The sequence below is a fragment of the Phytobacter diazotrophicus genome, assembly GCF_052061655.1.
GTDB classification, from domain to species: Bacteria; Pseudomonadota; Gammaproteobacteria; order Enterobacterales; family Enterobacteriaceae; genus Phytobacter; species Phytobacter diazotrophicus.
Genome location: NZ_CM125428.1, coordinates 5,557,019 through 5,583,541, shown reverse-complemented (window position 1 = coordinate 5,583,541; position 26,523 = coordinate 5,557,019). Strand labels below are relative to the sequence as shown.

Genomic DNA, 26,523 nt, shown 5'->3' with positions numbered 1-26,523 from the left:
CGGGCGGGCGTGTCGGTCGTTAACCTTTGTTAAGACGTCCGCGAATTCGCGACAAACTCACCGGGGAGATGCCAATGTAGCTGGCGAGATCTTTTTGCGTGAGCTGTTGCTCCCAGTCCGGAAAATTGGCCTGCACATATTGCCAGCGCTGTTCGGGATTATTGAGCAAAAACATCTGCTCTTTCTTTTCCTTGTAGACCACCTGTTGGCTGAGCAGAGCCAACCGCGCAGCAAGGTGTTCGGGTTTATTAAGCAGACGCAGCGGGATTTCACAAATCCTGCCTGGGGTCAGCATTTGCAGGCTGTAATCCGCCACCGATCCGGTAAGCCAGCTCAGGTAGAGAAAACAGCATTCACCGGCGAAATAGAACTCTTTTACTTTTTCCTGGCCCTGTGCGGAGTGATATACCGCCCGGGCAGTCCCTTCCTGTAGCCAAAACAGACTGTGTTGTGGCTCCCCTTGCCGTTGCAGAGTCTCCATCGCCGACACGCTGCGCGTGCGCCCAAATTGCTGCAAGGCGGTGAACCAGTCTGTGGTCATTTTCCTTTCTCTTTTTATGTTCAGATAATTTGAAAGATAAATGCAAATCATTCCGCTGTTTGTTGATAGGGTTAAGGTCTATTATTTATTTAATCGAGGCGAAACGCCTCATTCAAACAAACATTCAGAAGGGTTTATATCATGAAAAGCATCAAAACTTTTGTCGCAGTTATCGCTCTGGCTTCTTCTTTCGGTTCTTTTGCTGCTCAGACAGTAACCGCAACTGACTCTACACTGTCTGGTGCAGAAGCGAAAATTGCCGCTCAGGCACAACAGGCTGGCGCATCTTCATACCAGATTACCGAAGCTTTCAGCGGTAACCAGGTTCATATGACCGCTGAACTGACAAAATAAGTTTTCCCGCATTGCCGCTGTCCCTGACTCTTCGGAGCGGGGACAGGTTATTTCCCCGCTGTTTTTGCTCTCCCTTTTCTGAATCCTCCTCCCGTATGCCTCTTTTACGTTAAAAAATGAGGTTGCAATCACAAAATTACCATCCTTCTAAAAGCCTTAATGGCAGTTTTATTTCTCCGAAATATTTCAAATCGCCTTCTTTTATAACTCAATGATTGGAAAGGAATTAATAAAAATACTGTGAGTTGAATCCCACTGTGTTTTTGTGATTAAAGTCGCAAATAAAAGCCATTTAACATGTGTGTCAATGGTTGGCTGACGGAAAATTATCGATAAAATGTGACTTTCATTGCAAATATACCTCTTGAAGTCAGGGAAAAATATTCCCACTGGAAGCCAATGGGGAATTTGCGATGAGAATCGGTGTGGTCATTAGCGGTGGTGATGTATCGGGAATAAATAACTTTATTTTCCAGATCGCAAGACTGATGCAGGCAGACATTACTCTGTTCAATGGCGGGATACCTGGCTTACTTGAAAAGAAGCATAACGAAATCGCCTGGCGCGATTTGGTGGATTTCTCTATTGCCTCTATCCCCATTATTACCTCTGGTCGTACAACCCGAAAATTAGTACGAAGCGAATATGAAATAATTGCAAAAAAATTAAGGTCGCTACGTATTGATGTACTGGTTATGGCGGGCGGTGATGGATCGCTGCAATTTTTAAATACGCTGAGCGAATTTGATGTGAATTGCTTTGGTGTCGGCATGACAATTGATAACGATGTCTATGGCAGTGATTATTCCATTGGCTTTTCTACCGCCTGCGAACAAATTATTAAGGAAGTTTCCCGACTCAGGAATACCGGTCGGGCGTTACCCGGCCGTGTCTTTATGGTAGAGGTCCTGGGAGGATACTGTGGGGAGCTGACGCTGCAATCAGCGATAAAAAGCAATGCGGATATTGCCCTTATACCGGAGTGCCAGATCCCAATTGATGAGTTATCTCAACGTATTACAGACCGACTTGCCAGCCAGAACAGTGTCGTTATTTTATGTTCAGAAGGTTACACCAGAGAGTACACGCCGGGCTTTCAGGGGGCTATCGACACCATGATAAAGCAGCTCGAACCGCGAATTGGCGTGCGTATTCGTAAAACGATTATTGGTTATGGTTTACGTAACGGTGACCCTACCTGCGAGGAGATTTATCAGGGCACTATCATGGCCAGTGAAGTGGTTCGTTGTATTCAATCTGGTATGAAGAATAAAGCCATTATTATCAATTCGAGTAATAAACCTATCCCTATTGATCTTATTAGTATGAAAAAACGTCTGGTAGACACAGAAGGACATCATTACAAACTGGCCAAACAACTCAATATTATTTGAGGAGATTTACATGCTTAAAGTTCTTTGCGTATGTGGCTGCGGCCTCGGCTCCAGCTTTGCGATTGAAATGAGCGCAAAAGCGGTGCTGAAAAAATTAGAAATTCCGGCAAAAGTTGAACACACAACCGTTTCTGAGGCTGGTGCATTTAAGTCCGATATGATTTTGACGCAAAAAGTCTTTGCCGACATTTTAACGGCGGATGCCAGTGAAGAAGAAATTAGCCGTATCGTTGTGCTTAATAAATTGACCGACAAAGAGGAAATCGAGCAGAAGATTATCGCATTCTTAAAAATGCATAACATGAAGGTAACTGACCATGAATAGCTTCATTGAGTTTATCGTCAAAGATCTACTCGGGCAGGCGTCAATATTAATTGCCTTTATCGCCATGCTCGGTTTGATCTTACAAAAGAAATCACCGGGAAAAATCGCCGAGGGGACATTTAAAACACTGCTCGGTTTCTTAATCATGATGGCGGGTATCAATATCATTGTCGCCACATTGACCTTCCTGAATGATATTTTCACCCACGGTTTCGGGATGAAAGGTTACATCACCGATGTGGCAGCCATCGCCGGGCTGGCGAACCGCGAACTGGGTTCTGAAGTGGCGCTGACGCTGATGGTCATTTTCGCGGTCAATATCATCATTGCCCGCCTGACACCGCTGAAATACATCTTCCTCACCGGACAAGCATTGCTGTGGATGGCAACCATCGGGGCGGTTATTGGCTATAAAGCCGGTCTGACCGGGCTGCCGCTGATCCTCACGGGCGGTATCTTTGGCGGCGCGATGGCGGTACTGATGCCTGCGCTGGCACAACCGGTGGTCAGACGCATTACCGGTTCTGATGATGTGGCGCTGGGGCACTTCTGCACCATCGGCTACCTGGTGCAGGCAGCAGTGGCGAAAGTGGTCGGTAAAGGCTCCCGCTCAACGGAAGATCTGCAACTGCCGGATAACTTTAAATTCCTGCAGGATACCTATCTGGCCATGGCGGTGGTGATGGTACCGATGTATCTGATCCCGGCCGTGGCTGCGGGGCCGGAATACATCTCTCAGTTCTCCCATGGCGTGAACTTCCTGATGTACGCCTTCATGCAATCCATCCAGTTTGTGGCCGGGGTATTCGTTCTTTACAGCGGTGTTCGTCTGCTGTTGAACGAACTGGTGCCCGCTTTCCGTGGTATCGCCATGCGCATCGTCCCGGACGCTAAACCGGCGCTCGATTGCCCGGTGCTGTTTCCCTACGCCCCGAACGCGGTCATTGTCGGCTTCCTGGCCACCACCGTCGGTTCGATTATTGGCATGTTGGTCTTTCCTATGTTTGGTCTGGCGATGATTCTGCCAGGACTGCTGACCAACTTCTTTGCGGGCGGCACGGCGGGCGTCTTTGGTAACGCACTGGGTGGGCGTCGTGGCGCGGTTATCGGCGGCGTTGTCCACGGTCTGTTTATTACTTTCCTGCCCGCCATCCTGGTGCCAATGCTGGAAAGTTATGGCTTTACCGGGGTGACATTCAGTGACTCTGATGTCATCAGCTCTGGTCTGGTGCTGGGGCATGCCTTCCAGAATAACTGGCTGTTTGTCGGTCTGTTTATTGTCTTTGTCGCGTTCCTTGCCTGGTTCGTTAATGGCAACTCAGCTAAACCAAAAGGGGAGAAAGTCCATGAGTCTGCATAATTTCACAGCGTTGTTAGAAATTGCCAAAGCACGTCAATTTAAAGCTGTCGGTTCCTTTAATTTGCACTGTCTGGAAATGTTGCCTGCTTTTTTTAAAGCGGCAAAGCAAACGAACAGCCCGTTAATGATTCAGATATCAACCGGAACGGCGCAATATCTGGGATATCAATTACTGGTTGATTCCGTGCGCTCATTATCAGCAAGTGAAAATGTGCCTACTTGTTTGCATCTGGATCACTGTTCGGATATTAACGCGATTCAAACGGCGATTGATGCCGGATTCAGTTCAATAATGTATGACGGTTCGCATCTGGATATTGATGAGAATATTGCCAGGACCCGTATTGTGGTGGAGATGGCGCGACCGCGCAATATTTCGGTTGAAGCCGAATTAGGCGCAATTGGCGGTTCGGAAGACGGTAAAGCCGTTGCCGAAGAGGATATCTGCTTCACCACCGTGGAAGACGCGAAGCGTTTTGTCGAGGAAACCCACGTGGACATGCTGGCGGTTTCGGTCGGCACGGTACATGGGCTATATACCGGTAAGGCGCAGATCCAGCATCAGCGTTTGCAGGAGATAAGCGCCGCCACAGGGACGCCGCTGGTGCTGCATGGCGGGACCGGTGTGAGCGACGAGGATATGCGCAAAGCCGTGACCGAAGGGATCAATAAAGTGAATGTCGGCACGGAGATGAATGTGCAGTGGGTTGGCCAGTGCAAATCGACCTTTGAAAAAGGAAAGGTGAACGACAGCGTGCGGAAGTTTTTGATTCCGGCGAACGACGCCGTCACCCAGGTGCTGGTCGAGAAAATGAATTTATTTAAATAATCCTGCATTACTACGTTAATTTTATTCCATAACCCTGGTGCTCCGGCACACGTCGGGGCGGGAGTGAGCCATGTTTGAATCATTGAAGTCGTTGTGGAAAAAAGATGATACAACTCTGGAAGAATATGACAAGCAGGCACAATTGCTGGCTGTCGATATAAAATCACTCGAAGGTAATCTGGCGGAGGATCCGCGAAATAGCGATGTCCAAAAACAATTAATGCTGCTATATAACCGGGCATTAAATGTCTTTGTTAAAAGTAAACAATATCGCCATGAAGTGGATTCTCTCTTTATTCGTATCGACGAGTTGCGCAATATTATTCGGCGTAATATTTAGGGAGAACAGATGACGATTAAAGATCTTCTTATCGAAGCGGATGCGATTCAGGTTGGCGTAACGGAAAAGGACTGGCGACAGGTGATTCGGCTTGCCGCCCGCCCGCTGATTGACGGGGGCTATCTGGAGGCACGCTACGGCGAGGCAGTGATCGACAGCACGCTGGAGCATGGCGCGTACTATGTCTTTGATGAGGGCATCGCGATGCCGCATGCACGCCCGGAATGCGGGGTGAAACGGGACTGCTTTAGCCTGGTGTTGTTGCAGGAACCGATTCGCTTTGGCGAAAGTGAAGCTGCGGATATTGTTATTATGTTCGGGGCACGCGACAGCAATGCGCACATCGAAGAAGGTATTCGCGCCATTGTGCATCTGTTGGACAATGATGACACGATGGCGGCGCTCCGGGCGGCACGGACAAGGGAGGAGGTGGTAGCGCTGCTATGACTACGCAAATAAAAACGGTCGTACTGGTCAACGGTGTACCGGCATCGGGCAAAACCACGGTAACACGTCAATTGTCGGAACGATTTTCGCTACCGGTTCTGACCATCGATGGCATCAAAGAGCCATTTATGGCGCAGTTTAGTGAAATAGACCGGGCGTTTAACCGCAAGCTGGGCTGCGCGGCCTATGACGTCATCTGGTCAATTATTCGTAATGCGCCAGCAGGCTGCCCGTTTCTTGTCGACGCCTGGTTTGGTTTTCAGCCGAAGGAGAAGCTGGTTGAGTATCTGGAGAAGGCCGGGGTGACACGGATCCTCGAAGTCTGGAACGCGGTCGCCCCTGACGTGGCCGTCGCGCGTTATGCACAGCGTCTTGGCGATCGTCGGGTTGGTCATCCTGGCGAAGAGTACCTGCCGGAGCTGGCGGTACTGGCCGCCAAAGCCGAACCGATGGCGCTCGGCCCGGTGTTTCGCTTTGAACAGGGAAGTGAAGAGGGGTACACCCGCCTGTTTGCCTGGATGGGCGAGCATTTGCGGGCCTGAATCAATACGGTATAGCGCCTGCGGGCGCTTTTAAGCCACCCCTGCCAGGCGCAACAGCGCGGTGACCACGGCGGCAGAGAGGATCACCACGATAAGCGGCATTTTGCGCCAGGCGAGAAACAGAGCAAACATCACTCCCAGCACGCGGGCCATACCGGCGAAATGTTCGCCTTCATATAGCGTTGCTGCCAGCGCCACGGCGAACAGTAACGTGGTCGCTGCATCGGATAACAGCGCCTGGGCGCGTTCTGACAGCGCCAGTTTATTGCCAAGCCGGGCGCCGCCAAAACGCATCAGGTAAGTACCCACCGACAGCACCGCAATACCGATAATGACCAGCGTGGTATTTGCCATTATTTCTTCCTCGTCAGCAGGCCAAATAAAGAAAACAGCACCGGCAAGCCCACGGGGGCAAAAGGCACGGCGGCAAGGGAGAGAACGGCTCCGCTGGCAGCGCGAATCAGTGTGGTTTTCTTTTTCAGTGCGGGCAACACCAGCGCCAGCAGAATAGCCGGGAAGACGGCATCCAGCCCGATGGTTTCCGGGGCGGGTAGCAGTTTCCCAACCCCTGCGCCAACAATAACGCCAAGCGGCCAAAGCAGGGCGACGCCCGTCCCGCACAGCCAGTAGGCGGCTTTACGCTGTTCCGGCGTCGGTTGTGCCAGGCCAAACACGACACTTTCATCATTCATAATGTGACAACCGAAGAAAGCCTTCGCCCGCGTGCCCACCAGGTCGCGCACCGTGACGCCAAAGGGAAGATGGCGGGCATTCACCAGCAACCCGGCAAGCGCCGCCGCCAGCGGATTGCCGCCGCTGGCGACAATGCCGATAAACATGAATTCGGAGGCGCCAGCCAAAACCAGTGTGGAAAGGGCAAGAGGAACCCACAGCGGAAAACCGTAGGCCATCGCCAGTGAACCGTAGGAGATGCCGACCACGCCAACCGCCAGACAGACCAGCAAGATGGCTCTGATCGTATCGCCTGTAAGATTTGAGAAGTTGTGTTTGAACATACAGTTTTTTGGCTATATCGAACGAATATTCATTATAATGAACATATCGGGTTCGTTTTTCAAGAAGAACGATTCGTTCATTTTATAGAACACTGGAGCCGTGTAATGACACAGCCTATTAGCGTGATCGCCAAAAGTCTGGTGCGAGAACGTCTGAGAACCGGGCTTTCACTGGCGGAAATTGCCCGCCGTGCCGGAATTGCCAAATCCACACTTTCCCAGCTTGAGGCCGGCAACGGCAACCCGAGTATTGAGACTCTGTGGTCTCTGTGCGTGGCGCTGGATATCCCCTTTGCCCGTCTTCTGGAGCCGCAGGCCGCCAAAACACAGGTCATTCGCCGTGGCGAGGGGACGAAAGTAGTCGCCGAACTGGCGCATTACCAGGCGACACTGCTTGCAACCTGCCCGCCGGGGGCGCGACGCGATATCTATTTTCTTGATACTCAACCCGGTGCTGACCGTATTTCGCAGCCGCATCCGCCCGGTTCAGTTGAGCACATTATCGTGACTCGTGGCCGGGCGATGGTGGGGCTGACGGAAGCGCCAGAAGAATTAAGTGAAGGCGACTACATCTGTTACCCGGCGGATCTGCCACATATTTTTAAAGCGCTGGAGCCGAATACCCAGGCTATTCTGGTGGCGGAACAGAATTAAGTTATCCCTGCGTGTTTTGCTGACACGCAGGTCATTTATCGCCTGCTTCTCTCTAATTTACCCTCATTAATAGTACGAATAACGCCTGCAAATACAGCTTTCCGCTTTTTATCCTGCCATTTTTGTTTGGTTCCGTTTTGCCTGAAAACATGAGATTGATGTCACTCTTCAAACGGTATGCGGTTCGTATACTTCTATTGTGATTTCGGGGTTTATTATGTTTCTTGAAGAACGAAGACATCGTATCTGGCAATATTTGAATGAAAATGAACGTGGAAATGTTAATTATTTTTCCATGCTTTATGGCGTGTCTAAAGAAACGATACGCAGTGATTTAAATATTTTAGCGGAAATGGGACTGGTGAAACGGTGCCACGGCGGGGCAATTATTTTGCGGCGAAGTTTGCAGGCAGAATTGATCTCCGAAACAGGGCCAGGATTTGAAGTTTTACTCCAGCAAATAGACCACCGTAAACCGCAGAACGATCATCAACAAAAAGGAAAAACCATGCAGGGTAAGGTCTGTGTTTTCGGTTCATTTAATGTCGATATTGTTGCGCGAGTGGAGCGCTTCCCACGCGGTGGTGAGTCCTTGCTGGCCCTGGCCAGCAGCCTGGGGCCGGGCGGTAAAGGTGCCAATCAGGCCACGGCGGCAAGTAAGGCCGGGGCAAAAGTGCATTTTGCGGCGAAAGTGGGTAAAGACCAGTTTAGCCAACTTGCTGCCGATCATTTAAATGCGTCCGAAATTCACTCTTATACCTTGTATCAATCCGACAGTGAGCCTACCGGTAATGCAATTATTTATGTCTCGCAGGAAAATGGCGAGAATATGATTGCCATTTATTCGGGTGCCAATAAAACCATTACGCACAGTGAAGTTCAGGCTATTTCTTCTGAATTATCTTCATCGGATGTACTGTTGGTGCAACTGGAAAATAACCTTGATGCTACTGTGGCGTTAATTCAAATTGCCCATGAGCTTGGTAAGACAGTCATTCTTAATCCGGCCCCGTGCTCTGATGAGATAATTTCATGCTTGCCGTTTGTTGATGTCATTACTCCTAATGAAACCGAGGCGTCTTTATTATCCGGCGTTGAGGTTCGTGATATCGATACCGCAAAAGAAGCGGCATTAATTATTGCCGGAATGGGGGTGAAAAAAGTCCTCATTACGATGGGATCACGCGGCGCATTGTTACTGGATAACAAACAATTTAGCCATATTCGCGCTTTCCCTGCCGTTACCGTTGATACCACCGGTGCCGGCGATGCGTTTAATGGCGCACTGGCAGCGTCGCTTGCCGCCGGAAACAGTCTGGTTCAGGCCGCGACCTGGGCCTCTGCATTTGCCTCTCTCGCCGTTGAGCTGGAGGGCGCATCCAATATGCCTGACTTCGAACAGGCAACAACACGACTCCGTACTCACAACTAATTCAGGACGAGAAAATGAAAACCATTAACGGTATTGTTCCGGTCATGTTGACCCCTTTCACGGCCGATGAGCAGATTGACTACCCGGCGCTGGCGAAACTGATCGACTGGTATCTGGAGAAAGGCGTCGACGCGCTGTTTGCCGTTTGCCAGTCCAGCGAAATGCAGTTCCTTTCCTTGCAAGAGCGTGTAGAGCTCGCCCGCTTTGTGGTGCAGCACGTTGATGGACGTATTCCGGTGATCGCCTCCGGCCATATCAGCGATGATATCGCCGCGCAAAAAGAAGAGTTGCTGGCGATGGCGCAGACCAACATTGATGCGCTGGTACTGGTCACTAACCATCTTGATCCGCGCAACGAGGGGAGCGAGACCTTTTTTGCCACCCTGAATACGCTGCTCGACGCCCTGCCAAAAGAACTGCCCCTGGGGCTTTATGAATGCCCGGCGCCGTATCGTCGTCTGCTGACGGATGATGAATTTAGCTGGTGCGCCAACAGTGGTCGTTTTGTGGTGCTGAAAGATGTGAGCTGCGATCTGCCGACCGTCGAACGCCGCGTCAAACTGGCGCAGGGCACCCCGCTGAATGTTATCAATGCCAATGCCGCCATCGCCTGGCCTGCCATTCTGGCGGGTTCGCAGGGTTTCAGCGGTGTGTTCACAAACTTCCATCCAGAGCTGTATAGCTGGCTGTGGCATAACGGCAAAACGCAGCGCGCACTTGCCGACGAACTGGCGATTTTCCTCTCGCTGGGCGCCGTAACCGAGACCCTTGGCTACCCCAAGAACGCCAAAATCTATCACCAGCGTCTGGGGACGTTTGACGATGTGACCTGCCGGGTAAACAAAGATGATGTGCTGACGAAATTCTGGGGGCTGACGGTGATCCTCGATCAAATCCGTGCAGGCACTGAGCTTTGGCAGACGCGCCTTGCGCGCTAATGCGGAGAGACTGTCATGATTGTGACCAGCCTTCAGACCTGGCCTGCCCAGGCCAGTGCGTATCATCCGGTCTTTCGCCGGGCGCTGGAATTTATCGCGCAGCACGATTTTCGGCATGAGAAGCCGGGGAAAATCGACATTATTCCGGGAAAACTTTTCTGCCTGTTGCAGGAGATGGACAGCGTGCCATTCAGCGATGCGCGTCCGGAATCACACCGCCAGTTTATCGATATTCAGTACCTCATTTCCGGCCATGAAGTGATGGGGGTGAGCTCGTTGAGTAGCGGTAAACATAGCGTCGTGGAAGACCGTACACCAGAACAGGACATTCTGTTCTGGCAGGTTAATGAGGATGAAAACCCGGTGACGCTGACCCCGGGTATGTTTGCCATTTTTTTCCCTGATGACATCCACCGCCCGTGCGCCCACCAGCCTGGCGATGCGCCATGCCATCTGCGTAAAGCGGTTATCAAAATTCACCGTGAACTTCTGGAGGAAACGGTATGAGTACTGTGCAATCTCCCGCTGAATCCGTTGTTAAGGCACCTGAACTTTCGCGTCGCCGCTGGGGCATCATCTTTATTCTGTTGCTGGCGGCGGTGGTGAACTATCTGGATCGCGCCAACCTCAGTATTGCCAACACGACGATTTCACAAGAGTTTGGTTTTTCTGCGACCCAAATGGGGCTGCTGCTCTCTGCGTTTTTGTGGCCATACGCGCTGGCGAACCTGCCTGCCGGTTGGCTGGTTGACCGCTTTGGTCCGAAAAAGATGTTTACCGGCGCGCTGGGGATGTGGTCGGCAGTGACCTTCCTGATGGGGTTTGTTAATACTTACAGCTTCTTCTATGGTCTGCGTATGCTGCTGGGGATTGCGGAGTCACCGTTCTTCACCTCCGGCATTAAAATTACCCAGAGCTGGTTCTCGGAAAAAGAGCGTGGTCTGCCTACCTCTATCATCAATACCGGTTCGCAAATTGCGAATGCGATTGCACCGCCGCTGCTGACCATACTGCTGCTGTGGGTGGGCTGGCGAGGCATGTTTATCGCCGTAGGGTTGTTAGGTCTGCCGTTGATTCTGGCCTGGCTGAAATTTTATCGCGATCCTGATGCGCGTGAAGCGATGCAGATCCACACCGGCCAGGTGACTACTGCTGCATCGGACGAACCAAAAGGGAACTGGCGCACGTTATTTCGCAATAAGACGACCTGGTGCATGATTGCCGGTAACTTCTGCATTATGTTCACCATTTGGGTCTACCTGACCTGGTTGCCGGGATACCTGGAAAAATCCCTTGGCTTTAGCCTGAAACAAACTGGCCTGATTGCCTCGGTGCCTTTCTTCGCCGGGATTCTCGGGGTGTTATGTGGCGGTACGCTGTCTGACCGCCTGGTGCGCAGGGGCGTTTCTGCGGTGACGGCGCGTAAGGTTCCGATCGTATTAGGGGCCGGGATGGCGGCCTGCTTCGTGATGCCGATTCCGTTCGTGAGCGATACTACAACCGCGATTACATTGCTGACGCTGGGCTATTTCTGTTCACAGATGCCTTCCGGTGTTATCTGGACGCTGGCGACGGATATGGCGCCGAAAGGGCAGGTGGCTTCGTTAGGGGCTATCCAGAACTTTGGTGGTTTCCTCGGAGCCGCGCTGGCACCGATCGTCACCGGTATCATTCTGGATGTGACCGGTCAGTTCACCAATGTCTTTATTCTTGGCGGTTGTCTGTTGTTTATGGGCGCCTGTTTCTACGGCTTCTTTGTGCGTAAACCGATTCGTTAACAACGGATTGATACAATAGAAGTGAGAAGCCTGACGGGTAACCGCCGGGCTTTTTTTATTCACTTGATCCTTCCTGAACGCGTTTTCTGGCGGTCTACAAAACGACTGTTTCGCATAATAGCTCCCCCTGCGGGGAGCTATTACGTTTTACGCCAGGTAAAACACCTCTTTCAGCTCTGCGCTTACCGGGCTGTTGTCCGGGTTGGAGGGCATCACATCGCGCATGTGCTTCCACCAGCGCTGGCACACCTCGGTGCTGGCCACTGCGTTCCAGCGCTCTTCGGACTCAATTTCTACCGTCGTGAACAACAAGTTACGTTCTTTATCGAGATAGATCGCGTAATGGTGCGCGCCATGCGCTTTCAGCACCGCCTCCAGCTCGGGCCAGATAGGGCTATGGCGACGTTCATACTCTTCGTGTGCATCGGGGTTAACCTGCATCACAAAGGCCTTGCGGATCATAATGCCTCCAGGTAGAGCTCGCGGACTTCGTCGCGGCTTGCGGTGCGTGGGTTGCACGGCGCGCAGGGGTCTGCCAGTGCTTTGTCCAGCCAGCCTTCGATATCCTCTTTGGTGACGCCCAGCTTACTGAATCCAGAAGGAATGCCCACGCGCGCGCTGAGATCGCGAATCGCCTGAATAGCCGCCATGCTAGCCGCTTCGTCGCTCATGCCGCGGGTATCAACCCCCATCGCCTGCGCGACGCGCGCGAAACGTGCCACGGCATTCGGGCGGTTAAAGTTTTCGATGATCGGCAGCAGGATGGCGTTACAGACGCCGTGCGGCAGGTTGTGAGTTGCACCCGGCTGGTGGGCGAGGGCATGCACCAGGCCAAGACCGGCACTGTTAAATGCCATCCCCGCCAGGTACTGGCCAAAGGCCATTTGTTCGCGTGCTTCCAGGTTGTGACCATCATCGACGGCTTTCGGTAGCCACAGGTTGATCAGGCGAATGGCTTCCAGCGCATTGGCGTCGGTCAGTGGATGGGCGCCAATGGAGACAAAGGCTTCAACCGCGTGGGTCAGGGCGTCCATACCGGTTGCGGCAGTGACAGAGGCCGGGATTTCCAGCATCACGCTGGCATCGTCCACGGCAATATCCGGGATGATATTCGGGTCGATGATGACCTCTTTCACCTGGCGGGCGGAGTCGATGATAACCGCGTTGCTGGTCATCTCAGCGGCAGTTCCGGCGGTGGTGTTGATGGCAACCAGGGGGACGCCCGCGTTTTTCACTTTGCCCACGCCGGAATAGGCGGTGGACGGACCTGGGTTGGCGGTGAGGATTTTCACGGCTTTCGCGGTGTCGATCGGGCTACCGCCGCCGAAGGCGATAACGTAATCGCAGCCCGCGGCTTTGTACGCCGCATAGCCTTTTTGCACCAGCTCTTCGGTCGGGTTCGGGAAAACCTCATCGAACAGGTGATACGCCATCTGGTGCGCTTTCAGCGCCGCAAACAGGCTATCGAGCAGGCCGAGTTTGACCAGTTGACCGTCGGTGACAATCAGCGCTTTACCCCACTGTTTGCCTGCGACCAGGTTGACCATATCGCCGATTGCGCCCGCGCCATGCAGGCTGATTTTGGGAAGGGCTAACATAAAGCTCATCATATTCTCCTTAACATTGATTTTGGGAAATCCTGTTCCCCTCACCCTAACCCTCTCCCCAAAGGGGCGAGGGGACTGTCCGGTGCGGTCCCGTGCTCGGGAGCCAAACAACGGCGCAGCGCGGTTTTCACCCTCTCCCCTTTGGGGAGAGGGCAGGGGTGAGAGGCTAATTAAATGCGCCTGCGCTGCATGATCCGGCGGTAAATAATCGGCAGTGAAATCACCACGATCAGCATCGCGCCGACGATAATCGACATCACAATCCCCGGTACATTGAGCAGGCTCAGACCAAAGGTCACCAGCCCCATCAGGAAGGCGGCAATCACCACGCCCACCATGCTGCCGGAACCACCAAGAATATTGACGCCGCCCAGCACCGCCATCGTTACCACCGCCAGTTCCCAGCCCATGGCAATCGTCGGGCGGGTACTGCCCAGACGCGAAGTGAGCAGCACAGACGCCAGACCTGCCATCAGGCCCACCAGCGCGAACAGAATCAGGTTGTGGCGTTTCACATTGATACCGGAATACCACGCGCCGGTTGGGTTATTGCCGATGGCGTAAGTGCGGCGACCAAAGTTGGTGCGATGCAAGACAAAGGCGAAAACTGCAGCAAGCACGATAAACAGCGCAAACTCGAAGGACAGCGCGCCGAAGACATAGCCCTGGCCGAACCAGGCGAAGCTCTCCGGATACGCATTGAGCGCCTGATCGCCGAGCAGGATGTAAGTAATGCCGCGGTACAGACTCATAGTGCCGATGGTGATAACGATGGAGGAGAGGTTAAAACGCGTCACCAGGAAACCATTGAACAAGCCGCACAGCAACCCCACGCCCAGCCCCACGCAGACCAACAGTGCGGTATCCATACCTGCCGCGGCGCAAAAGCCCATTACCGTTGAGCTAAGCGCCATGGTGGAGGCCACCGACAGGTCAATCTCACGGGCAATAATCAGCATCGCCATTGGCAACACGATGATCGCTTTTTCCGTGAAGTTGAAGGTCGCGTCGGACAAGTTCCAGATATTAAGGAAATAGGGTGACGCCAGGGCGTTAGCGATAAACACCGCGAGGGTCACCGCCAGCAAAAAGCCTTCCCAGCACATCAGACGCTGCCAGAACGGGGTGGCGGCGGGAACGCTTTTCATGGCGTCGGAAGTCAGCATTTTTGTCATGATTTCACCGCCAGTTTTTGTCGGGCCAGGGCCGCATCGCGCAGGATTAAACGTCCTTTGCGCTTGTTGCCACGTTCATTGAGCAGAACTGCAATGACAATCACCGAACCGGAAATTGCCATCTGCCAGAAGGGGGAAATACCGATGACCGGCAGCGCATTGTTGATAACGCCAAGAAACAGCGCGCCCAACAAACATCCCAGCACGCGGCCTGTGCCGCCCATGGTGCTGATGCCGCCAATCACACAGGCTGCCACGACCTGCAGTTCAAAACCGTTAGCCACATCGACATACGCCACGGCGAAGCGGGAAATCCACAAATAACCGCAGAACCCCGCCAGCGCACCGGACAGGCAGAAACTGACGAACTGCATTTTCCCGGCGTTGATCCCGGTGTAATACGCCGCCGTGGCGTTGCCGCCTGCGGTGTAGAGTGCGCGCCCTGTCCGGCTGTAGCGCAGGAAGTAACCCACCACAAACAGCGCGGCGATGGCGCACCAGCTCAGTAACGGCAACCCGAGCAGCGACGAGCGCGGCAGACCGAGGAAATCGGCGCTCATCTGGTGGGAGTTAATCCAGCCGCCGTCGGAGAGCAAAAAGATGATGCCGCGATAGATGCTCATCGTGCCGAGCGTCACCACAATTGCCGGAATCCCCATCTTCCAGACCAGCAGGCCGTTGATGATGCCCATCAGCAGACCGAGCGCGGTGGCCAGAATCAGCAGCGCCCAGACCGGAATATCCGGATGGTGGAAGTTGAGCAGCGCGACGATCATCCCGGTCAGCGCGAGGTTGGCTGCCATCGACAAATCAATGCCTTTGGTCAGCAGAACCATCATCTGTCCAAGCGCGAGGATGATAAGAATGGAGGTGTCGTTAAACATCTCCACCAGGTTGCCGGGGCCGATAAACGACGGCACGCGGCTGCCAATGGCGAGCACCATCAGCACGATAACCCCGCCCAGCAGGGCCTCGCGGTGTTTCAGGAGTTGTTGCCACATTATGCTGCCTCCTTATCGGCGCCGCTGGCAGCGCTGACGATGGTTTCCGCCGTGGCTTCGCCGGCCTGATATTCAGCGACCATGAGCCCTTCGTGCATCACGATGATCCGGTCGGCCATGCCCATCACTTCCGGCAGTTCCGAGGAGACCATAATCACCGCCAGCCCGTGAGAGACCAGTTCGGACATAAACTGGTGTACCGCTGCTTTCGAGCCGATATCGATGCCTTTGGTCGGTTCGTCGAGGATGATCACGTCCGGGTGGGTGGCGAGCCATTTGCCGATCACCACCTTCTGTTGGTTACCGCCAGAGAGGGTTTCGACCGCCTGTTTCCAGCTAAAGGCTTTCACCTGCAGTCGTTTGGCGTATTCGTCCGCCAGCGCCCACTCTTTGGCGTCGTTGAGCACGCCATTGGGGTTGAGTTTGCTAAGCTGCGGCAGGCTGATGTTCTGGGCGATAGGCAATTCAATAATCGCCCCCTGCTTTTGCCGCTCTTCCGGCACACAGACAATCCCGGCCTGAATGGCATCGGCGGGCTGCTTGAAATGGACCGCTTTGCCGTTAAGGACTATCTCGCCCGAAGACGGGCGCGAGACGCCGGAAAGCGCCTGCATCAGTTCGGTACGACCGGCGCCCACCAGACCGTAGAAGCCGAGGATCTCCCCTTTACGCAAAGAGAAATCAATATGGGCAAATTCGGTCGGGTGGCAGAGGTCTTTGACTTCCAGCACCGTTTCGCCCATCTCGCAGGCCACTTTCGGGTAGGTCTGCGTAATGGAACGTCCTACCATCATCGCCACCATCCGTTCTTCGGTAATCTCCTGCATGGCACCGGAGCCGATCCACACGCCGTCGCGCAGAATGGTGTAGTGATCCGCCAGTTCGAAGATTTCATCAAACTTGTGCGAGATAAACAGAATGGCTTTGCCCTCTTGTTTTAAACGCTCAACGATTTGATAAAACTCCAGAATCTCGTGCTGTGAGAGGGCGGCGGTCGGTTCGTCGAGGATAACCACCTGCGCTTCAAACGACAGCGCACGGGCAATCGCCACCATATGGCGCTGGGCGATACTCAGCGTCTTGAGCGTGGCGCGCGGATCAATCTGTACTTCCAGGCGGGTCAGAATATCCCGCGCTTTCTGGTGCATGGCAGGCCAGTCGAGCTTTTTCAGCAGGCCTTTATAGATGTACTGACCAACGAAAATATTCTCCGTGACGGACAGTTCGTCGAACAGCACGGTTTCCTGGTGTATGGCGGTAATCCCCACCTTGTGCGCTGATTCCGGGGTCGGAAGCTGGATGGGAATAGCTTTGTAGAGAATTTCGCCCTCTTCAGGCTGGTAAATACCGGTCATGACTTTGACCAGCGTGGACTTGCCCGCGCCATTTTCACCGATAAGTGCGGTGACTTTGCCGGGCCAGAGGTCGAGCTGTACGTTCTCAAGGGCACGCACACCAGGGAAAACCTTGGTGATGCCTTTGAGCGACAGCAGGGGTGTGGATGCCGTCATGATGTTCTCCATAAAATTCCCCCTCACCCTAACCCTCTCCCCAAAGGGGCGAGGGGACAAACACCCCCTCTCCCTTTCAGGGAGAGGGCCGGGGTGAGGGTATTGGGATTAGAAAATTTTCGAGAACTTATCAATGTTGCTGGCGTCGTAGACGAACGGTTCTGCCATTGCGCCGTTGCCGTCAGCATCCAGCTTCACTTTGCCGAGCTTGCCCATATTGGCCTCGGTTTTCGTCGCTGTCCCTTTCACCAGATCGTCTGCCAGATAAGTAGCGGCATAGCCCAGATCGATCGGGTTCCAGATAGCGAAGCTTTTCGTTGCCCCGGATTTGACTGCACCCGCCATTTCAGACGGCAGGCCCAGACCCGTTACGTACACTTTGCCGATTTTGCCCTGGTCTTTCACCGCCTGCGCGGCGGCCACGATGCCCACCGATGACGGGGAGACAATCACTTTCAGATCCGGGTACGATTTCAGCAGACCCACCGCTTCGCGGTAGCTCTTATCAGACAGATCGTCGCCATAGGCAACGGTTACCAGATTGACGGACGGGTACTTCGGCAGCACCTTTTTCATCTCTTCAATCCAGATATTCTGGTTGGTAGAGGTTGGGGTGGCGCTCAGAATGGCCACATCGCCTTTCTCCACATTCAGCGCTTTTAACGCATCAACGGCCAGTTTGACGTTGGTTTCACCAATCAGGGCGTTATTGGACGGGTTCAGGTGGATCTGACGACCCGCTTTCGCCACGCCGGAATCCCAGGAGACCACTTTGATGCCACGCTGCATGGCTTTTTTCAGTACCGGCACCACGGCATCGGGATCGTTGGCGGAAATCGCGATCGCGTCCACGCCCTGAGCGATCAGGCCGTTAAGCACTTCGATCTGTGCTTCTGCGGTGGTGGTGGTTGGGCCGGTATAGATGACTTTTACATCGCCTAACTCTTTGGCGGCTTCCTGCGCGCCTGTGTTTGCTGCTTCAAAAAAACCATTTCCCAATGATTTCGCCACGAGAGCGATTTTGACTTCTGCTAATGCGGAACCGGACAACGCCAGGGCGGCAACGGTGAGGATCAAGCTTGCTTTAATTTTCATTGCTTTTACTCCACTGAGTTAGATTCCCGTCGTCTTTCACATTGCAGGTGCGTTGGCGTTCTCACGAACCCCAGTCACTTACTCTTGTAAGCTCCTGGGGATTCGCTGCGACGCCGCCTTCCTGCACTGCGAAATCCATAGGGAATAGATTGTTTGCAGGTAACAGGGTTTCCCTCCTGGTCATCGCCTGGAGGGATTATGTGATGTTCTTATTGGTACAGCTCTAATGCACTTGCCAGCGGAGTGACGCCAAAGCGTTTACCCAGGGCAATCAGTTCTTCACGGGTGATGGTCTGCTTCATACCGCCCATCGAATAGACTTTCACCAGTACTTCTGCCGACTTCTCGGCGGTGTCGATCAGACCAAACGCTTCGTCCAGTGTCGGGCCACTGCCAAAGACGCCGTGGAATGGCCACAGCACCAGCGAATGTTTGCTCATCTCTTTCGCGGTGGCCTGGCCGATTTCATCGGTACCCGGCACCATCCACGGCAGAATGCCGACGCCATCCGGGAAGACCACCAGACATTCGGTACTGCCTTCCCACAGCTTGCGGGTAATAAGATCGGTTGTGTTTTCCAGTACATAGGTCAGCGCGATCAGGTTCGTGGCATGGCAATGCATGATGACACGATCTTTGCCGTTGGTAGCTTTGATACGTTCACAGTGTGACAGGAAGTGCGCCGGCAACTCAGAGGTCGGCACCGCGTCGTTCGTCAGCCCCCACAGGATGTGGTAGCCCGCGCCGTCGCTGTCCACTTTAACCACGCCGAGATTAGCGGTCGGGTCGAGCTGGACGTTACGGAAGAATTTACCGGAACCGGTGACGATAAACGCGGTGTTCGCCAGTAATGGCATTGGCTGACTGAGCGCGATATAGCGCGGTTCGGTGTGGAAATCGGCTTCGTACGGGGCAATATCAGCCGCGTCCAGACGCAGCGTCAGGTTGCCGCCGTTGCGTTCATCCCAGCCTTTCAGCCAGGCATCGCTGGTGGCTTTGATCATGCCCTGAGTGAACCAGGCGTTAATAATGTTCTGCATAGTGTTTTGGTTCCTTTAATTCGGTGCGGGGTTCTCCCCTCACCCTAACCCTCTCCCCAAAGGGGCGAGGGAACTGTTCGGTTTTCTCCCTCTCTACCCGGAGGGGCGAGGGAACTGTTTGGTTTTCTCCCTCTCCCTTTTAGGGAGAGGGTCGGGGTGAGGGTTTACCCGCGTAGACTCAATACATCTTTCTCATACGCACGCACGCTCTCCAGCCACTGGCTACCGGCCGGGGTGTCGTGACGCTGACAATACATTTCCCACACGGCCTGCCACGGTAAGCATTTCTGCTCTTCCAGCAGCGCCAGACGGGCGGTGTAATCGCCATCGGCTTCCAGTTGACGCAACTGTTCGGTCGGCTCCAGCAGGGCGCGCAGCAGGGCTTTTTTCATGTTGCGGGTGCCGATAACCCATGCGGCGATACGGTTGATAGAGGCGTCGAAGAAATCCAGGCCGATGTGCACGCGGTCAAACAGGTTGTGGCGAATGATCTCGCTGGCGATGGCCTGCGTTTCATCATCCAGCAGCACCACATGGTCGCTGTCCCAGCGCACCGGGCGGCTGACGTGCAGCAGCAGGCGCGGCACATACAGCATGGCGGCGGAAATCTTGTCGGAAATGACTTCGGTCGGGTGGAAGTGCCCCGCATCCAGACACAGAGCCGTCTGTCGGCTGGTGGCGTAACCCATATAGAACTCGTTTGAGCCCACGGTGTAGCTTTCAGCGCCGATGCCGAACAGTTTGCTTTCAACGGCGTCGATGTGATGCGCCAGATCGAACTTCTCGCTCAGCGCTTCATCCAGCGCGTCCATCAGACGTTTGCGCGGTGCCAGGCGATCAACGGTGACATCTTTCATGCCGTCCGGTACCCAGATATTCATTACCGATGGCGTGCCCAGTTGCTCGCCAAAGTACGCCGAGATGCGGCGGCTGGCTTTCACGTGGTCAATCCAGAACTGGCGAATGTCATCGTTCGCGTGAGAGAGGGTGAAGCCGTCTGCGCTCATCGGGTGTGAAAAACAGGACGGGTTGAAATCCAGACCCAGTTTGTTGGCTTTTGCCCACTCAACCCAGTTTTTGAAGTGCTCAGGCTTGATCGCGTCACGACTGACCGATGGACCCGCTTCGTGGTACATCGCGTGCAAGTTAAGGCGCTTCGGACCGGGGATGAGACTCAGGGCCTGCTCCAGATCGGCGCGCAACTCCTGAGGGTTACGTGCCTTGCCCGGATAGTTGCCGGTCGCCTGGATACCGCCGGTGAGGGCGCCTTCCGGGTTTTCAAAACCGGCGACATCGTCGCCCTGCCAGCAGTGCATGGAAACCGGCAGCCTGTCGAGCTGGCGCAGGGCCTCTTCGACATCAATGCCTACAGCGGCAAAGCGCTGTTTAGCAAGTTCCCAGGCGTGTTCAAGTTGAGTGGTCATGCGCAAAGCTCCTTTGTCTGTCGTTTCTGCTGAAACCGCACGACGTTGCGGGCAATTTCATTGTCAGGATTGGGTGTAAAGGTGGTCAGCGCGTAACTCGCGGCAACCACGTCACGGAAAGTGTCGACACTGCTCAGTTCGTTCAGCGTCATGAGTTGTACGCCGATATTGCCCAGCGTGGAGGCTTCAATCGGGCCCGCGATGACGGGCAGGCCGCAGGCATCGGCACAGAGCTGGTTTAAGAGCTGGTTCTGGCAGCCGCCGCCAACGATATGCAACTGGGTAAAGGGTTGACCACGCAGGTCCGCCAGTTCACCGAGAATGTCTGCATACAGCAGCGCCAGGCTGTCGAAAATGCAGCGGGCCAGTTCGGCGTCGCTCTGCGGTACCGGCTGGTTGCTTTCCCGACAGGCGGCCTGGATCTCTTCGCACATGTTCTGCGGATTGATAAAACGCTCGTCGTTTGGGTTAATCACGAAACGACAGGAGGGCAGCGCGCGAGCCCCGGCGATCAGGGCGGGCAAATCGGTAATGTCGCGCTCTTTCAGAACGCGTTGCAGCAGCCACAGCCCCATGATGTTTTTCAACACGCGATAGCGCCCTTCCGCCCCGCCCTCGTTGGTGATATTGGCGGCCAGCGCCTCGTCGCTGGTGTAGGGCGTGGTACTTTCAAAGCCCATCAGCGACCAGGTGCCGGAAGAGAGATAGGCGGCACTGGCATTTTTCAGTGGTGAAGCGATGACCGCGCTGGCGGTATCGTGGCTGGCGACAGCAACCACCGGAATATCGGTGCCTTGCGGGCTTTGCCAGTGGCCAATCACATTGCCCGGATGGGTCGGTGTACCGAACCAGCAGGCGGGCACGCCCGCCCAGTTGAGCAGCGTGGTATCCCAGTTATCGCTGTCGATGTTCACCAGTTGCGTGGTGGTGGCGTTGGTGTATTCCCAGTTCAGATTGCCGGTCAGACGAAAACTGAAATAGTCGGGTATCAGCAGCGCATGGTCGGCAGCGGCCACGATTTCCGGCTGTTGCTGGGCAAGCGCGCGCAACTGATAGAGCGTGTTAAAGGGTAAAAACTGAATGCCGCTGCGACGGTAAATATCGGCTTTGCCAGGCTGCTCAAAGGCAGTGGTCATGATGCCATCCGTGCGATGGTCGCGGTAAGAGACCGGTAAGCCAACACGCTTACCCTGTTTGTCGATCAAAACATAATCCACACCCCAGGTGTCGATACCGATACTGTCGATGGTGACACCCTGCGCACAGGCTTTTTCCAGACCCAGGCGAATTTCATCTTCCAGGGTATCAATATCCCAGCAGTCGAAACCGTTGTTTTTTTCCAGGTAGTTGGCGAAGCGATGAACTTCACGCAGCGTGAGCGTTCGCTGTTCTGTCGCGTAGCAGGCCAGCATTACACGCCCGCTGGAGGCGCCTAAATCAACGGCGACACAATGGCGAAATGTCATGATGGGGTCCTTGTGAGAGTTATTGCCCCCAGTCTAAAAAAAGGACCTCGCGGTAACCTTCTTGTTAATGACATCCCCTGGAAGGGGCTGGCAAGAAAGCAAAGATGAAAGTGAGGCAGTTCACAGTTTCTGATAAACCCGTGTGGCTTGCGGGGTGTGACCAGGGCGACAATTCCTGAACTTTCCGACCCTTTCTTGAAAATCTGACAGGCTTTACCCGTTTTGCGGTCAAAAATTCAAGGTGCGAATTGCCGTGCTTAATTACTATTTTGAGAACACTTCTCATTGGTATGTGAGGCAATCATGACCGTATTACACAGCGTGGATTTCTTTCCTTCTGGCACAACGCCTGTCGCTATTGAGCCGCGTCTGCCACAGGCTGCGTTTCCGGAACATCATCATGATTTTCACGAAATTGTGATTGTTGAACACGGTACCGGCATCCATGTTTTTAATGGGCAGTCCTATACCATCAGTGGGGGAACCGTCTGCTTTGTCCGCGACCACGACAGACACCTATATGAACATACTGACAATCTGTGCCTGACCAATGTGCTCTATCGTTCGCCGGATGCGTTTACGTTTCTGGCGGGGTTGAACGCGCTGCTGCCGCAGGAGCAAGACGGGCACTATCCGTCGCACTGGCGCGTCAATCAGTGCGTACTGCAACAGGTACGTGAGATCATCGGCCAGATGGAAGCAGTGGGTGAGGAGATGGACATGGCGACCACAGCCAACCGTGAAATCCTGTTTATGCAGTTGCTGGTTCTGCTGCGTAAAAGCAGCCTGGCGGAAGGGGCGATGAGTAATGATGCACGTCTCAATCAGCTGATCTCCTGGCTTGAAGATCACTTTGCCGAAGAGGTCTGCTGGGAGTCGCTGGCGGATCAGTTCACCCTGTCGCTGCGCACATTACACCGTCAACTGAAGCAATATACCGGCCTGACGCCGCAGCGTTATCTCAACCGGCTGCGTCTGATTAAGGCGCGCCATATGCTGCGCCACAGCGATGATAGTGTTACAGATATCGCCTTTCGCTGCGGTTTCGGCGACAGTAACCACTTTTCTACCCTGTTTCGCCGGGAATTCGACTGGTCCCCACGCGATATTCGCCAGGGGCGCGATGTGCAACTGCAATAGCGGTAACGAGAAGGCTATCACCGATTTTTCGCCGAAGATCAGCTAATAGTTATCGGTTGTCTTCGGCCGAGGTGATGTTGTGGGAAGCCAGTTAATTCTTCGTAAAGCGGATTTTTTCCCCCGGGCGGGGCAGGCGGTGGCCGTGGCGGACCGCTATCCGCAAAACGTGTTTGCCGAACATACTCACGAGTTTTGCGAGCTGGTGCTGGTCTGGCGCGGCAACGGTTTGCATATCCTCAATGACCGTCCCTACCGCATTACCCGTGGCGATCTGTTTTATATCCGCGCGGAAGACAAACACTCCTACGCCTCCGTCAACGATTTGGTGCTGCAAAATATCATCTACTGCCCGGACCGTCTGACCCTTAATCTCGACTGGGCGGGACATATTCCAGGGCTGAGCGGCGAAGAGTGGACGCCGCACTGGCGTCTGGGGAGCACCGGCATGGCCCAGGCAAGACAGGTCATCACCCAACTGGAGCAAGAGAGTACCAAAGCCGATGCGCTGGCAAACAATATGGCCGAGGTGCTCTTCGCCCAACTGGTGATGACGCTCACACGCCATCGTTTTGCGGTCGACAACCTGGCCGCCACCCATAGCGAAGCCCTGCTCGATAAGTTGATTACCGCGCTTACGGGCAGCCTTAATCGCACTTTCATGCTGGAGCGCTTCTGCGATCAGGAGCAGTGCAGTGAGCGTGCGCTGCGCCAACAATTTCGCGCGCAAACCGGAATGACCATCAATAATTACCTGCGTCAGTTGCGTATTTGCCATGCACAGTATCTGTTGCAGCACACGGAATTGCTGATTGGTGAAGTGTCTACGCGCTGTGGTTTTGAAGACAGTAACTATTTCTCGGTCGTTTTTACCCGCGAAACCGGCATGACGCCCAGCCAGTGGCGACAGCGTCGTAACGAAGCGGCTTAGGAAGGGCCTGTTCTGCGATAACACAGGACACGTACACCGGCCCATTGCCAGCCACTGATCCCCCCGCTTTGATGCTCCACCGTTTTTATGATGGCAAGTTAACCAGTCACTTCATTTGTGTGTAGCGTCGGGCGATTTTTTCGTCCGTCGTTGCGCTATGCCTCTTGTCGGCACGGGTTCATAACAGAATGTTATAACCATATTAAAACTACGGCATTGATAAACATTTTCAATATCATTTAACTAACTATAATGAACCAACTGATTACGCGGCGTTAACATACCTGCCGCCCGACAATAATGGAGATTAGTATGAGCTATACACTGCCATCCCTGCCTTACGCGTACGATGCACTTGAACCTCATTTCGACAAGAAGACGATGGAAATCCATCACACTAAACACCACCAGACTTATGTAAACAATGCGAACGCAGCGCTGGAAAGCCTGCCAGAATTCGCCAGTCTGTCTGCTGAAGAGCTGATCACCAAACTGGACCAACTGCCGGCTGACAAAAAAACCGTACTGCGTAACAACGCGGGCGGCCATGCTAACCACAGCTTCTTCTGGAAAGGCCTGAAAAAAGGCACCACCCTGCAGGGCGACCTGAAAGCGGCTATCGAACGTGACTTCGGTTCCGTTGACAACTTCAAAGCTGAATTCGAAAAAGCAGCGGCTACCCGCTTTGGTTCTGGCTGGGCGTGGCTGGTGCTGAAAGGCGACAAACTGTCTGTTGTGTCTACTGCTAACCAGGACTCCCCGCTGATGGGTGAAGCGATTTCCGGCGCATCCGGCTTCCCGATCGTGGGCCTGGACGTGTGGGAACACGCTTACTACCTGAAATTCCAGAACCGCCGCCCGGACTACATCAAAGAGTTCTGGAACGTGGTGAACTGGGATGAAGCGGCGGCACGTTTCGCTGCGAAGAAATAATTTCATTTAGCCCGTTCTTACGGGCAAACCAGGCCCCTGCTGGCATCGTCAGCGGGGGCTTTTTTATATTTGTCGGTCAGTCCCTGAAATAAAAAGAAACATATATCCAATAAAAATGAAATATTGTTTTGAATTTGTATGAGGGATCACTTTTCTGAGTGTGACGACGCTCTAACATTTCGCCATCAGCGCTGGAAACGCCTAATCAGAGGGGGGGAAGGCGCACAAAACTCACTGTTTTTACAGGTGGCGATATGCAAATCAAACGTGCAATTGAAAAAATCCCGGGTGGGATGATGCTGGTTCCTCTGTTTCTTGGGGCGCTGTGCCATACGTTTTCACCGGGGGCCGGGAAGTACTTTGGCTCCTTCACGAATGGCATGATCACCGGCACCGTACCGATTCTGGCGGTGTGGTTTTTCTGCATGGGCGCGTCGATTAAGCTCAGCGCGACCGGGACGGTGCTGCGTAAGTCAGGCACGCTGGTGGTGACCAAAATCGCGGTGGCCTGGGTGGTTGCGGCGGTAACCTCGCATTTGATTCCTGCTCACGGTGTAGAGGCGGGCTTCTTTGCCGGGCTGTCGACGCTGGCGCTGGTGGCCTCGATGGACATGACCAATGGCGGTCTGTACGCCTCCATCATGCAACAGTACGGCACTAAGGAAGAGGCCGGGGCGTTTGTGTTGATGTCCCTTGAGTCTGGCCCGCTGATGACGATGGTGATTCTGGGAACGGCGGGTATCGCTTCTTTTGAACCGCACGTATTTGTCGGCGCGGTGCTGCCCTTCCTGATTGGCTTCGGGCTGGGTAACCTCGACCCCGAATTACGGGAATTTTTTACCCGCGCGGTGCAGACGCTGATCCCCTTCTTTGCCTTTGCGCTTGGGAACACTATCGATCTCAGCGTTATCGCCCAGACCGGCCTGCTCGGTATCCTGCTTGGGCTGGCGGTGATTGTGATTACTGGCATCCCATTGATTATTGCCGATAAAGTCTTGGGTGATGGGGACGGTACCGCTGGGCTTGCTGCCTCCAGTTCCGCCGGTGCGGCGGTGGCCACACCGGTATTGATTGCCGAGATGGTGCCCGATTTTAAAGCAATGGCGCCTGCCGCGACCGCGCTGGTGGCGACATCGGTGATTGTGACCTCTATTCTGGTGCCGATTCTGACTTCTCTCTGGTCACGAAAAGTAAAAGGGCATGCTGCGGTAGCAGATTTGCGCGGTGCGGTAAAATAGCGCTGCGGTTTAAAA

29 protein-coding genes are annotated in these 26,523 nt (G+C 54.0%); 17 read left to right on the top strand and 12 right to left on the bottom strand.

What is annotated here, in order from left to right; translation table 11 throughout:
• Nucleotides 1–19: 19 nt before the first annotated feature.
• Nucleotides 20–541 carry a Crp/Fnr family transcriptional regulator gene (locus tag ACS0RQ_RS26995; RefSeq protein WP_271850491.1) on the bottom strand — a complete coding sequence of 174 codons (522 nt, stop codon included), beginning with the start codon at nt 539–541 and terminating at the stop codon, nt 20–22.
• Between the two features lie 141 nt (nt 542–682).
• Here ACS0RQ_RS26995 and ACS0RQ_RS26990 point away from each other — a divergent pair, with 141 nt between their 5' ends.
• From ACS0RQ_RS26990 to ACS0RQ_RS26955, 8 genes are all read left to right on the top strand, one after another.
• Nucleotides 683–895 carry a YdgH/BhsA/McbA-like domain containing protein gene (locus ACS0RQ_RS26990; protein ID WP_039077353.1) on the top strand — a complete coding sequence of 71 codons (213 nt, stop codon included), beginning with the start codon at nt 683–685 and terminating at the stop codon, nt 893–895.
• Between the two features lie 413 nt (nt 896–1,308).
• The gene (locus tag ACS0RQ_RS26985) at nt 1,309–2,289 is read left to right on the top strand and encodes a 6-phosphofructokinase (protein ID WP_039077352.1); all 981 of its coding nucleotides are present in this window, start codon (nt 1,309–1,311) and stop codon (nt 2,287–2,289) included.
• 10 nt (nt 2,290–2,299) lie between these two features.
• Nucleotides 2,300–2,614, top strand: coding sequence for a PTS sugar transporter subunit IIB (locus ACS0RQ_RS26980; protein ID WP_271850490.1), 315 nt, complete (start codon nt 2,300–2,302; stop codon nt 2,612–2,614).
• Nucleotides 2,607–3,974, top strand: coding sequence for a PTS sugar transporter subunit IIC (locus ACS0RQ_RS26975; protein WP_071194781.1), 1,368 nt, complete (start codon nt 2,607–2,609; stop codon nt 3,972–3,974). The genes ACS0RQ_RS26980 and ACS0RQ_RS26975 overlap by 8 nt, the downstream gene beginning before the upstream one ends.
• Nucleotides 3,961–4,803, top strand: coding sequence for a class II fructose-bisphosphate aldolase (locus ACS0RQ_RS26970; protein WP_271850489.1), 843 nt, complete (start codon nt 3,961–3,963; stop codon nt 4,801–4,803). The genes ACS0RQ_RS26975 and ACS0RQ_RS26970 overlap by 14 nt, the downstream gene beginning before the upstream one ends.
• Before the next feature lie 70 nt (nt 4,804–4,873).
• Entirely contained in the window at nt 4,874–5,143 is a 270-nt protein-coding gene (locus ACS0RQ_RS26965; RefSeq protein ID WP_039077348.1) for a hypothetical protein, read from the top strand.
• Between the two features lie 9 nt (nt 5,144–5,152).
• Nucleotides 5,153–5,590: a PTS sugar transporter subunit IIA gene (locus ACS0RQ_RS26960; protein WP_271850488.1), complete on the top strand. Its 438-nt coding sequence runs from the start codon at nt 5,153–5,155 to the stop codon at nt 5,588–5,590.
• Nucleotides 5,587–6,132 (top strand): P-loop nucleotide/nucleoside kinase family protein, encoded by a 546-nt coding sequence (locus tag ACS0RQ_RS26955; protein ID WP_271850487.1) that lies wholly within the window; start codon nt 5,587–5,589, stop codon nt 6,130–6,132. The genes ACS0RQ_RS26960 and ACS0RQ_RS26955 overlap by 4 nt, the downstream gene beginning before the upstream one ends.
• A 30-nt stretch (nt 6,133–6,162) precedes the next feature.
• Here ACS0RQ_RS26955 and ACS0RQ_RS26950 read toward each other — a convergent pair whose 3' ends face one another.
• Nucleotides 6,163–6,486 (bottom strand): AzlD domain-containing protein, encoded by a 324-nt coding sequence (locus ACS0RQ_RS26950; protein ID WP_039077338.1) that lies wholly within the window; start codon nt 6,484–6,486, stop codon nt 6,163–6,165.
• Nucleotides 6,486–7,148, bottom strand: a complete 663-nt coding sequence (locus ACS0RQ_RS26945) for an AzlC family ABC transporter permease (protein ID WP_107223611.1) — start codon at nt 7,146–7,148, stop codon at nt 6,486–6,488. Before ACS0RQ_RS26945 ends, ACS0RQ_RS26950 begins: the two co-directional genes overlap by 1 nt.
• A gap of 105 nt (nt 7,149–7,253) precedes the next feature.
• Between ACS0RQ_RS26945 and ACS0RQ_RS26940 the strand changes: the two genes are divergently transcribed.
• The 5 genes from ACS0RQ_RS26940 (at nt 7,254) to ACS0RQ_RS26920 (ending at nt 11,950) form a co-directional block, all read left to right on the top strand.
• Nucleotides 7,254–7,802 (top strand): helix-turn-helix domain-containing protein, encoded by a 549-nt coding sequence (locus ACS0RQ_RS26940; RefSeq protein ID WP_334633658.1) that lies wholly within the window; start codon nt 7,254–7,256, stop codon nt 7,800–7,802.
• 217 nt (nt 7,803–8,019) lie between these two features.
• Nucleotides 8,020–9,234, top strand: coding sequence for a PfkB family carbohydrate kinase (locus ACS0RQ_RS26935; protein WP_271850485.1), 1,215 nt, complete (start codon nt 8,020–8,022; stop codon nt 9,232–9,234).
• 14 nt (nt 9,235–9,248) lie between these two features.
• Entirely contained in the window at nt 9,249–10,172 is a 924-nt protein-coding gene (locus ACS0RQ_RS26930) for a dihydrodipicolinate synthase family protein (protein WP_271850484.1), read from the top strand.
• A 15-nt stretch (nt 10,173–10,187) separates the two neighbouring features.
• Entirely contained in the window at nt 10,188–10,679 is a 492-nt protein-coding gene (locus ACS0RQ_RS26925) for a NanQ anomerase/TabA/YiaL family protein (RefSeq protein WP_271850483.1), read from the top strand.
• The gene (locus tag ACS0RQ_RS26920) at nt 10,676–11,950 is read left to right on the top strand and encodes an MFS transporter (protein WP_271850482.1); all 1,275 of its coding nucleotides are present in this window, start codon (nt 10,676–10,678) and stop codon (nt 11,948–11,950) included. Before ACS0RQ_RS26925 ends, ACS0RQ_RS26920 begins: the two co-directional genes overlap by 4 nt.
• A 147-nt stretch (nt 11,951–12,097) precedes the next feature.
• Here the strand turns inward: ACS0RQ_RS26920 and rhaM are convergent, their stop codons facing one another.
• From rhaM to rhaB, 9 genes are all read right to left on the bottom strand, one after another.
• Nucleotides 12,098–12,412 carry an L-rhamnose mutarotase gene (gene rhaM, locus ACS0RQ_RS26915; protein WP_271850481.1) on the bottom strand — a complete coding sequence of 105 codons (315 nt, stop codon included), beginning with the start codon at nt 12,410–12,412 and terminating at the stop codon, nt 12,098–12,100.
• Nucleotides 12,409–13,557 carry a lactaldehyde reductase gene (gene fucO / locus ACS0RQ_RS26910; protein WP_039077330.1) on the bottom strand — a complete coding sequence of 383 codons (1,149 nt, stop codon included), beginning with the start codon at nt 13,555–13,557 and terminating at the stop codon, nt 12,409–12,411. The genes rhaM and fucO overlap by 4 nt, the downstream gene beginning before the upstream one ends.
• 170 nt (nt 13,558–13,727) lie before the next feature.
• Nucleotides 13,728–14,732, bottom strand: coding sequence for an ABC transporter permease (locus tag ACS0RQ_RS26905; RefSeq protein WP_107223608.1), 1,005 nt, complete (start codon nt 14,730–14,732; stop codon nt 13,728–13,730).
• The gene (locus tag ACS0RQ_RS26900) at nt 14,729–15,733 is read right to left on the bottom strand and encodes an ABC transporter permease (RefSeq protein ID WP_271850480.1); all 1,005 of its coding nucleotides are present in this window, start codon (nt 15,731–15,733) and stop codon (nt 14,729–14,731) included. The genes ACS0RQ_RS26905 and ACS0RQ_RS26900 overlap by 4 nt, the downstream gene beginning before the upstream one ends.
• Nucleotides 15,733–17,244 carry a sugar ABC transporter ATP-binding protein gene (locus ACS0RQ_RS26895; protein ID WP_271850479.1) on the bottom strand — a complete coding sequence of 504 codons (1,512 nt, stop codon included), beginning with the start codon at nt 17,242–17,244 and terminating at the stop codon, nt 15,733–15,735. The genes ACS0RQ_RS26900 and ACS0RQ_RS26895 overlap by 1 nt, the downstream gene beginning before the upstream one ends.
• Nucleotides 17,245–17,352: 108 nt before the next feature.
• Nucleotides 17,353–18,339 (bottom strand): rhamnose ABC transporter substrate-binding protein, encoded by a 987-nt coding sequence (gene rhaS / locus ACS0RQ_RS26890; RefSeq protein ID WP_071194790.1) that lies wholly within the window; start codon nt 18,337–18,339, stop codon nt 17,353–17,355.
• A 209-nt stretch (nt 18,340–18,548) separates the two neighbouring features.
• The gene (gene rhaD / locus ACS0RQ_RS26885; protein ID WP_271850478.1) at nt 18,549–19,379 is read right to left on the bottom strand and encodes a rhamnulose-1-phosphate aldolase; all 831 of its coding nucleotides are present in this window, start codon (nt 19,377–19,379) and stop codon (nt 18,549–18,551) included.
• A 164-nt stretch (nt 19,380–19,543) separates the two neighbouring features.
• Nucleotides 19,544–20,803, bottom strand: a complete 1,260-nt coding sequence (gene rhaA, locus ACS0RQ_RS26880) for an L-rhamnose isomerase (RefSeq protein WP_039077325.1) — start codon at nt 20,801–20,803, stop codon at nt 19,544–19,546.
• The gene (gene rhaB / locus ACS0RQ_RS26875) at nt 20,800–22,269 is read right to left on the bottom strand and encodes a rhamnulokinase (RefSeq protein ID WP_271850477.1); all 1,470 of its coding nucleotides are present in this window, start codon (nt 22,267–22,269) and stop codon (nt 20,800–20,802) included. The genes rhaA and rhaB overlap by 4 nt, the downstream gene beginning before the upstream one ends.
• Nucleotides 22,270–22,572: 303 nt before the next feature.
• On the opposite strand from rhaB, the gene rhaS (ACS0RQ_RS26870) reads away from it, so the two are divergent.
• The 4 genes from rhaS (ACS0RQ_RS26870) (at nt 22,573) to kdgT (ending at nt 26,508) form a co-directional block, all read left to right on the top strand.
• A complete protein-coding gene (rhaS, locus tag ACS0RQ_RS26870; RefSeq protein ID WP_271850476.1) occupies nt 22,573–23,409 on the top strand; it encodes an HTH-type transcriptional activator RhaS in 837 nt (278 codons plus the stop codon).
• Nucleotides 23,410–23,488: 79 nt separating this feature from the next.
• Nucleotides 23,489–24,337 carry an HTH-type transcriptional activator RhaR gene (gene rhaR, locus ACS0RQ_RS26865; protein WP_039077322.1) on the top strand — a complete coding sequence of 283 codons (849 nt, stop codon included), beginning with the start codon at nt 23,489–23,491 and terminating at the stop codon, nt 24,335–24,337.
• Nucleotides 24,338–24,649: 312 nt separating this feature from the next.
• Nucleotides 24,650–25,270 carry a superoxide dismutase [Mn] gene (sodA, locus tag ACS0RQ_RS26860; RefSeq protein ID WP_271850475.1) on the top strand — a complete coding sequence of 207 codons (621 nt, stop codon included), beginning with the start codon at nt 24,650–24,652 and terminating at the stop codon, nt 25,268–25,270.
• 254 nt (nt 25,271–25,524) lie between these two features.
• The gene (gene kdgT, locus ACS0RQ_RS26855) at nt 25,525–26,508 is read left to right on the top strand and encodes a 2-keto-3-deoxygluconate transporter (RefSeq protein WP_334633651.1); all 984 of its coding nucleotides are present in this window, start codon (nt 25,525–25,527) and stop codon (nt 26,506–26,508) included.
• The last annotated feature ends 15 nt before the right edge of the window (nt 26,509–26,523 follow it).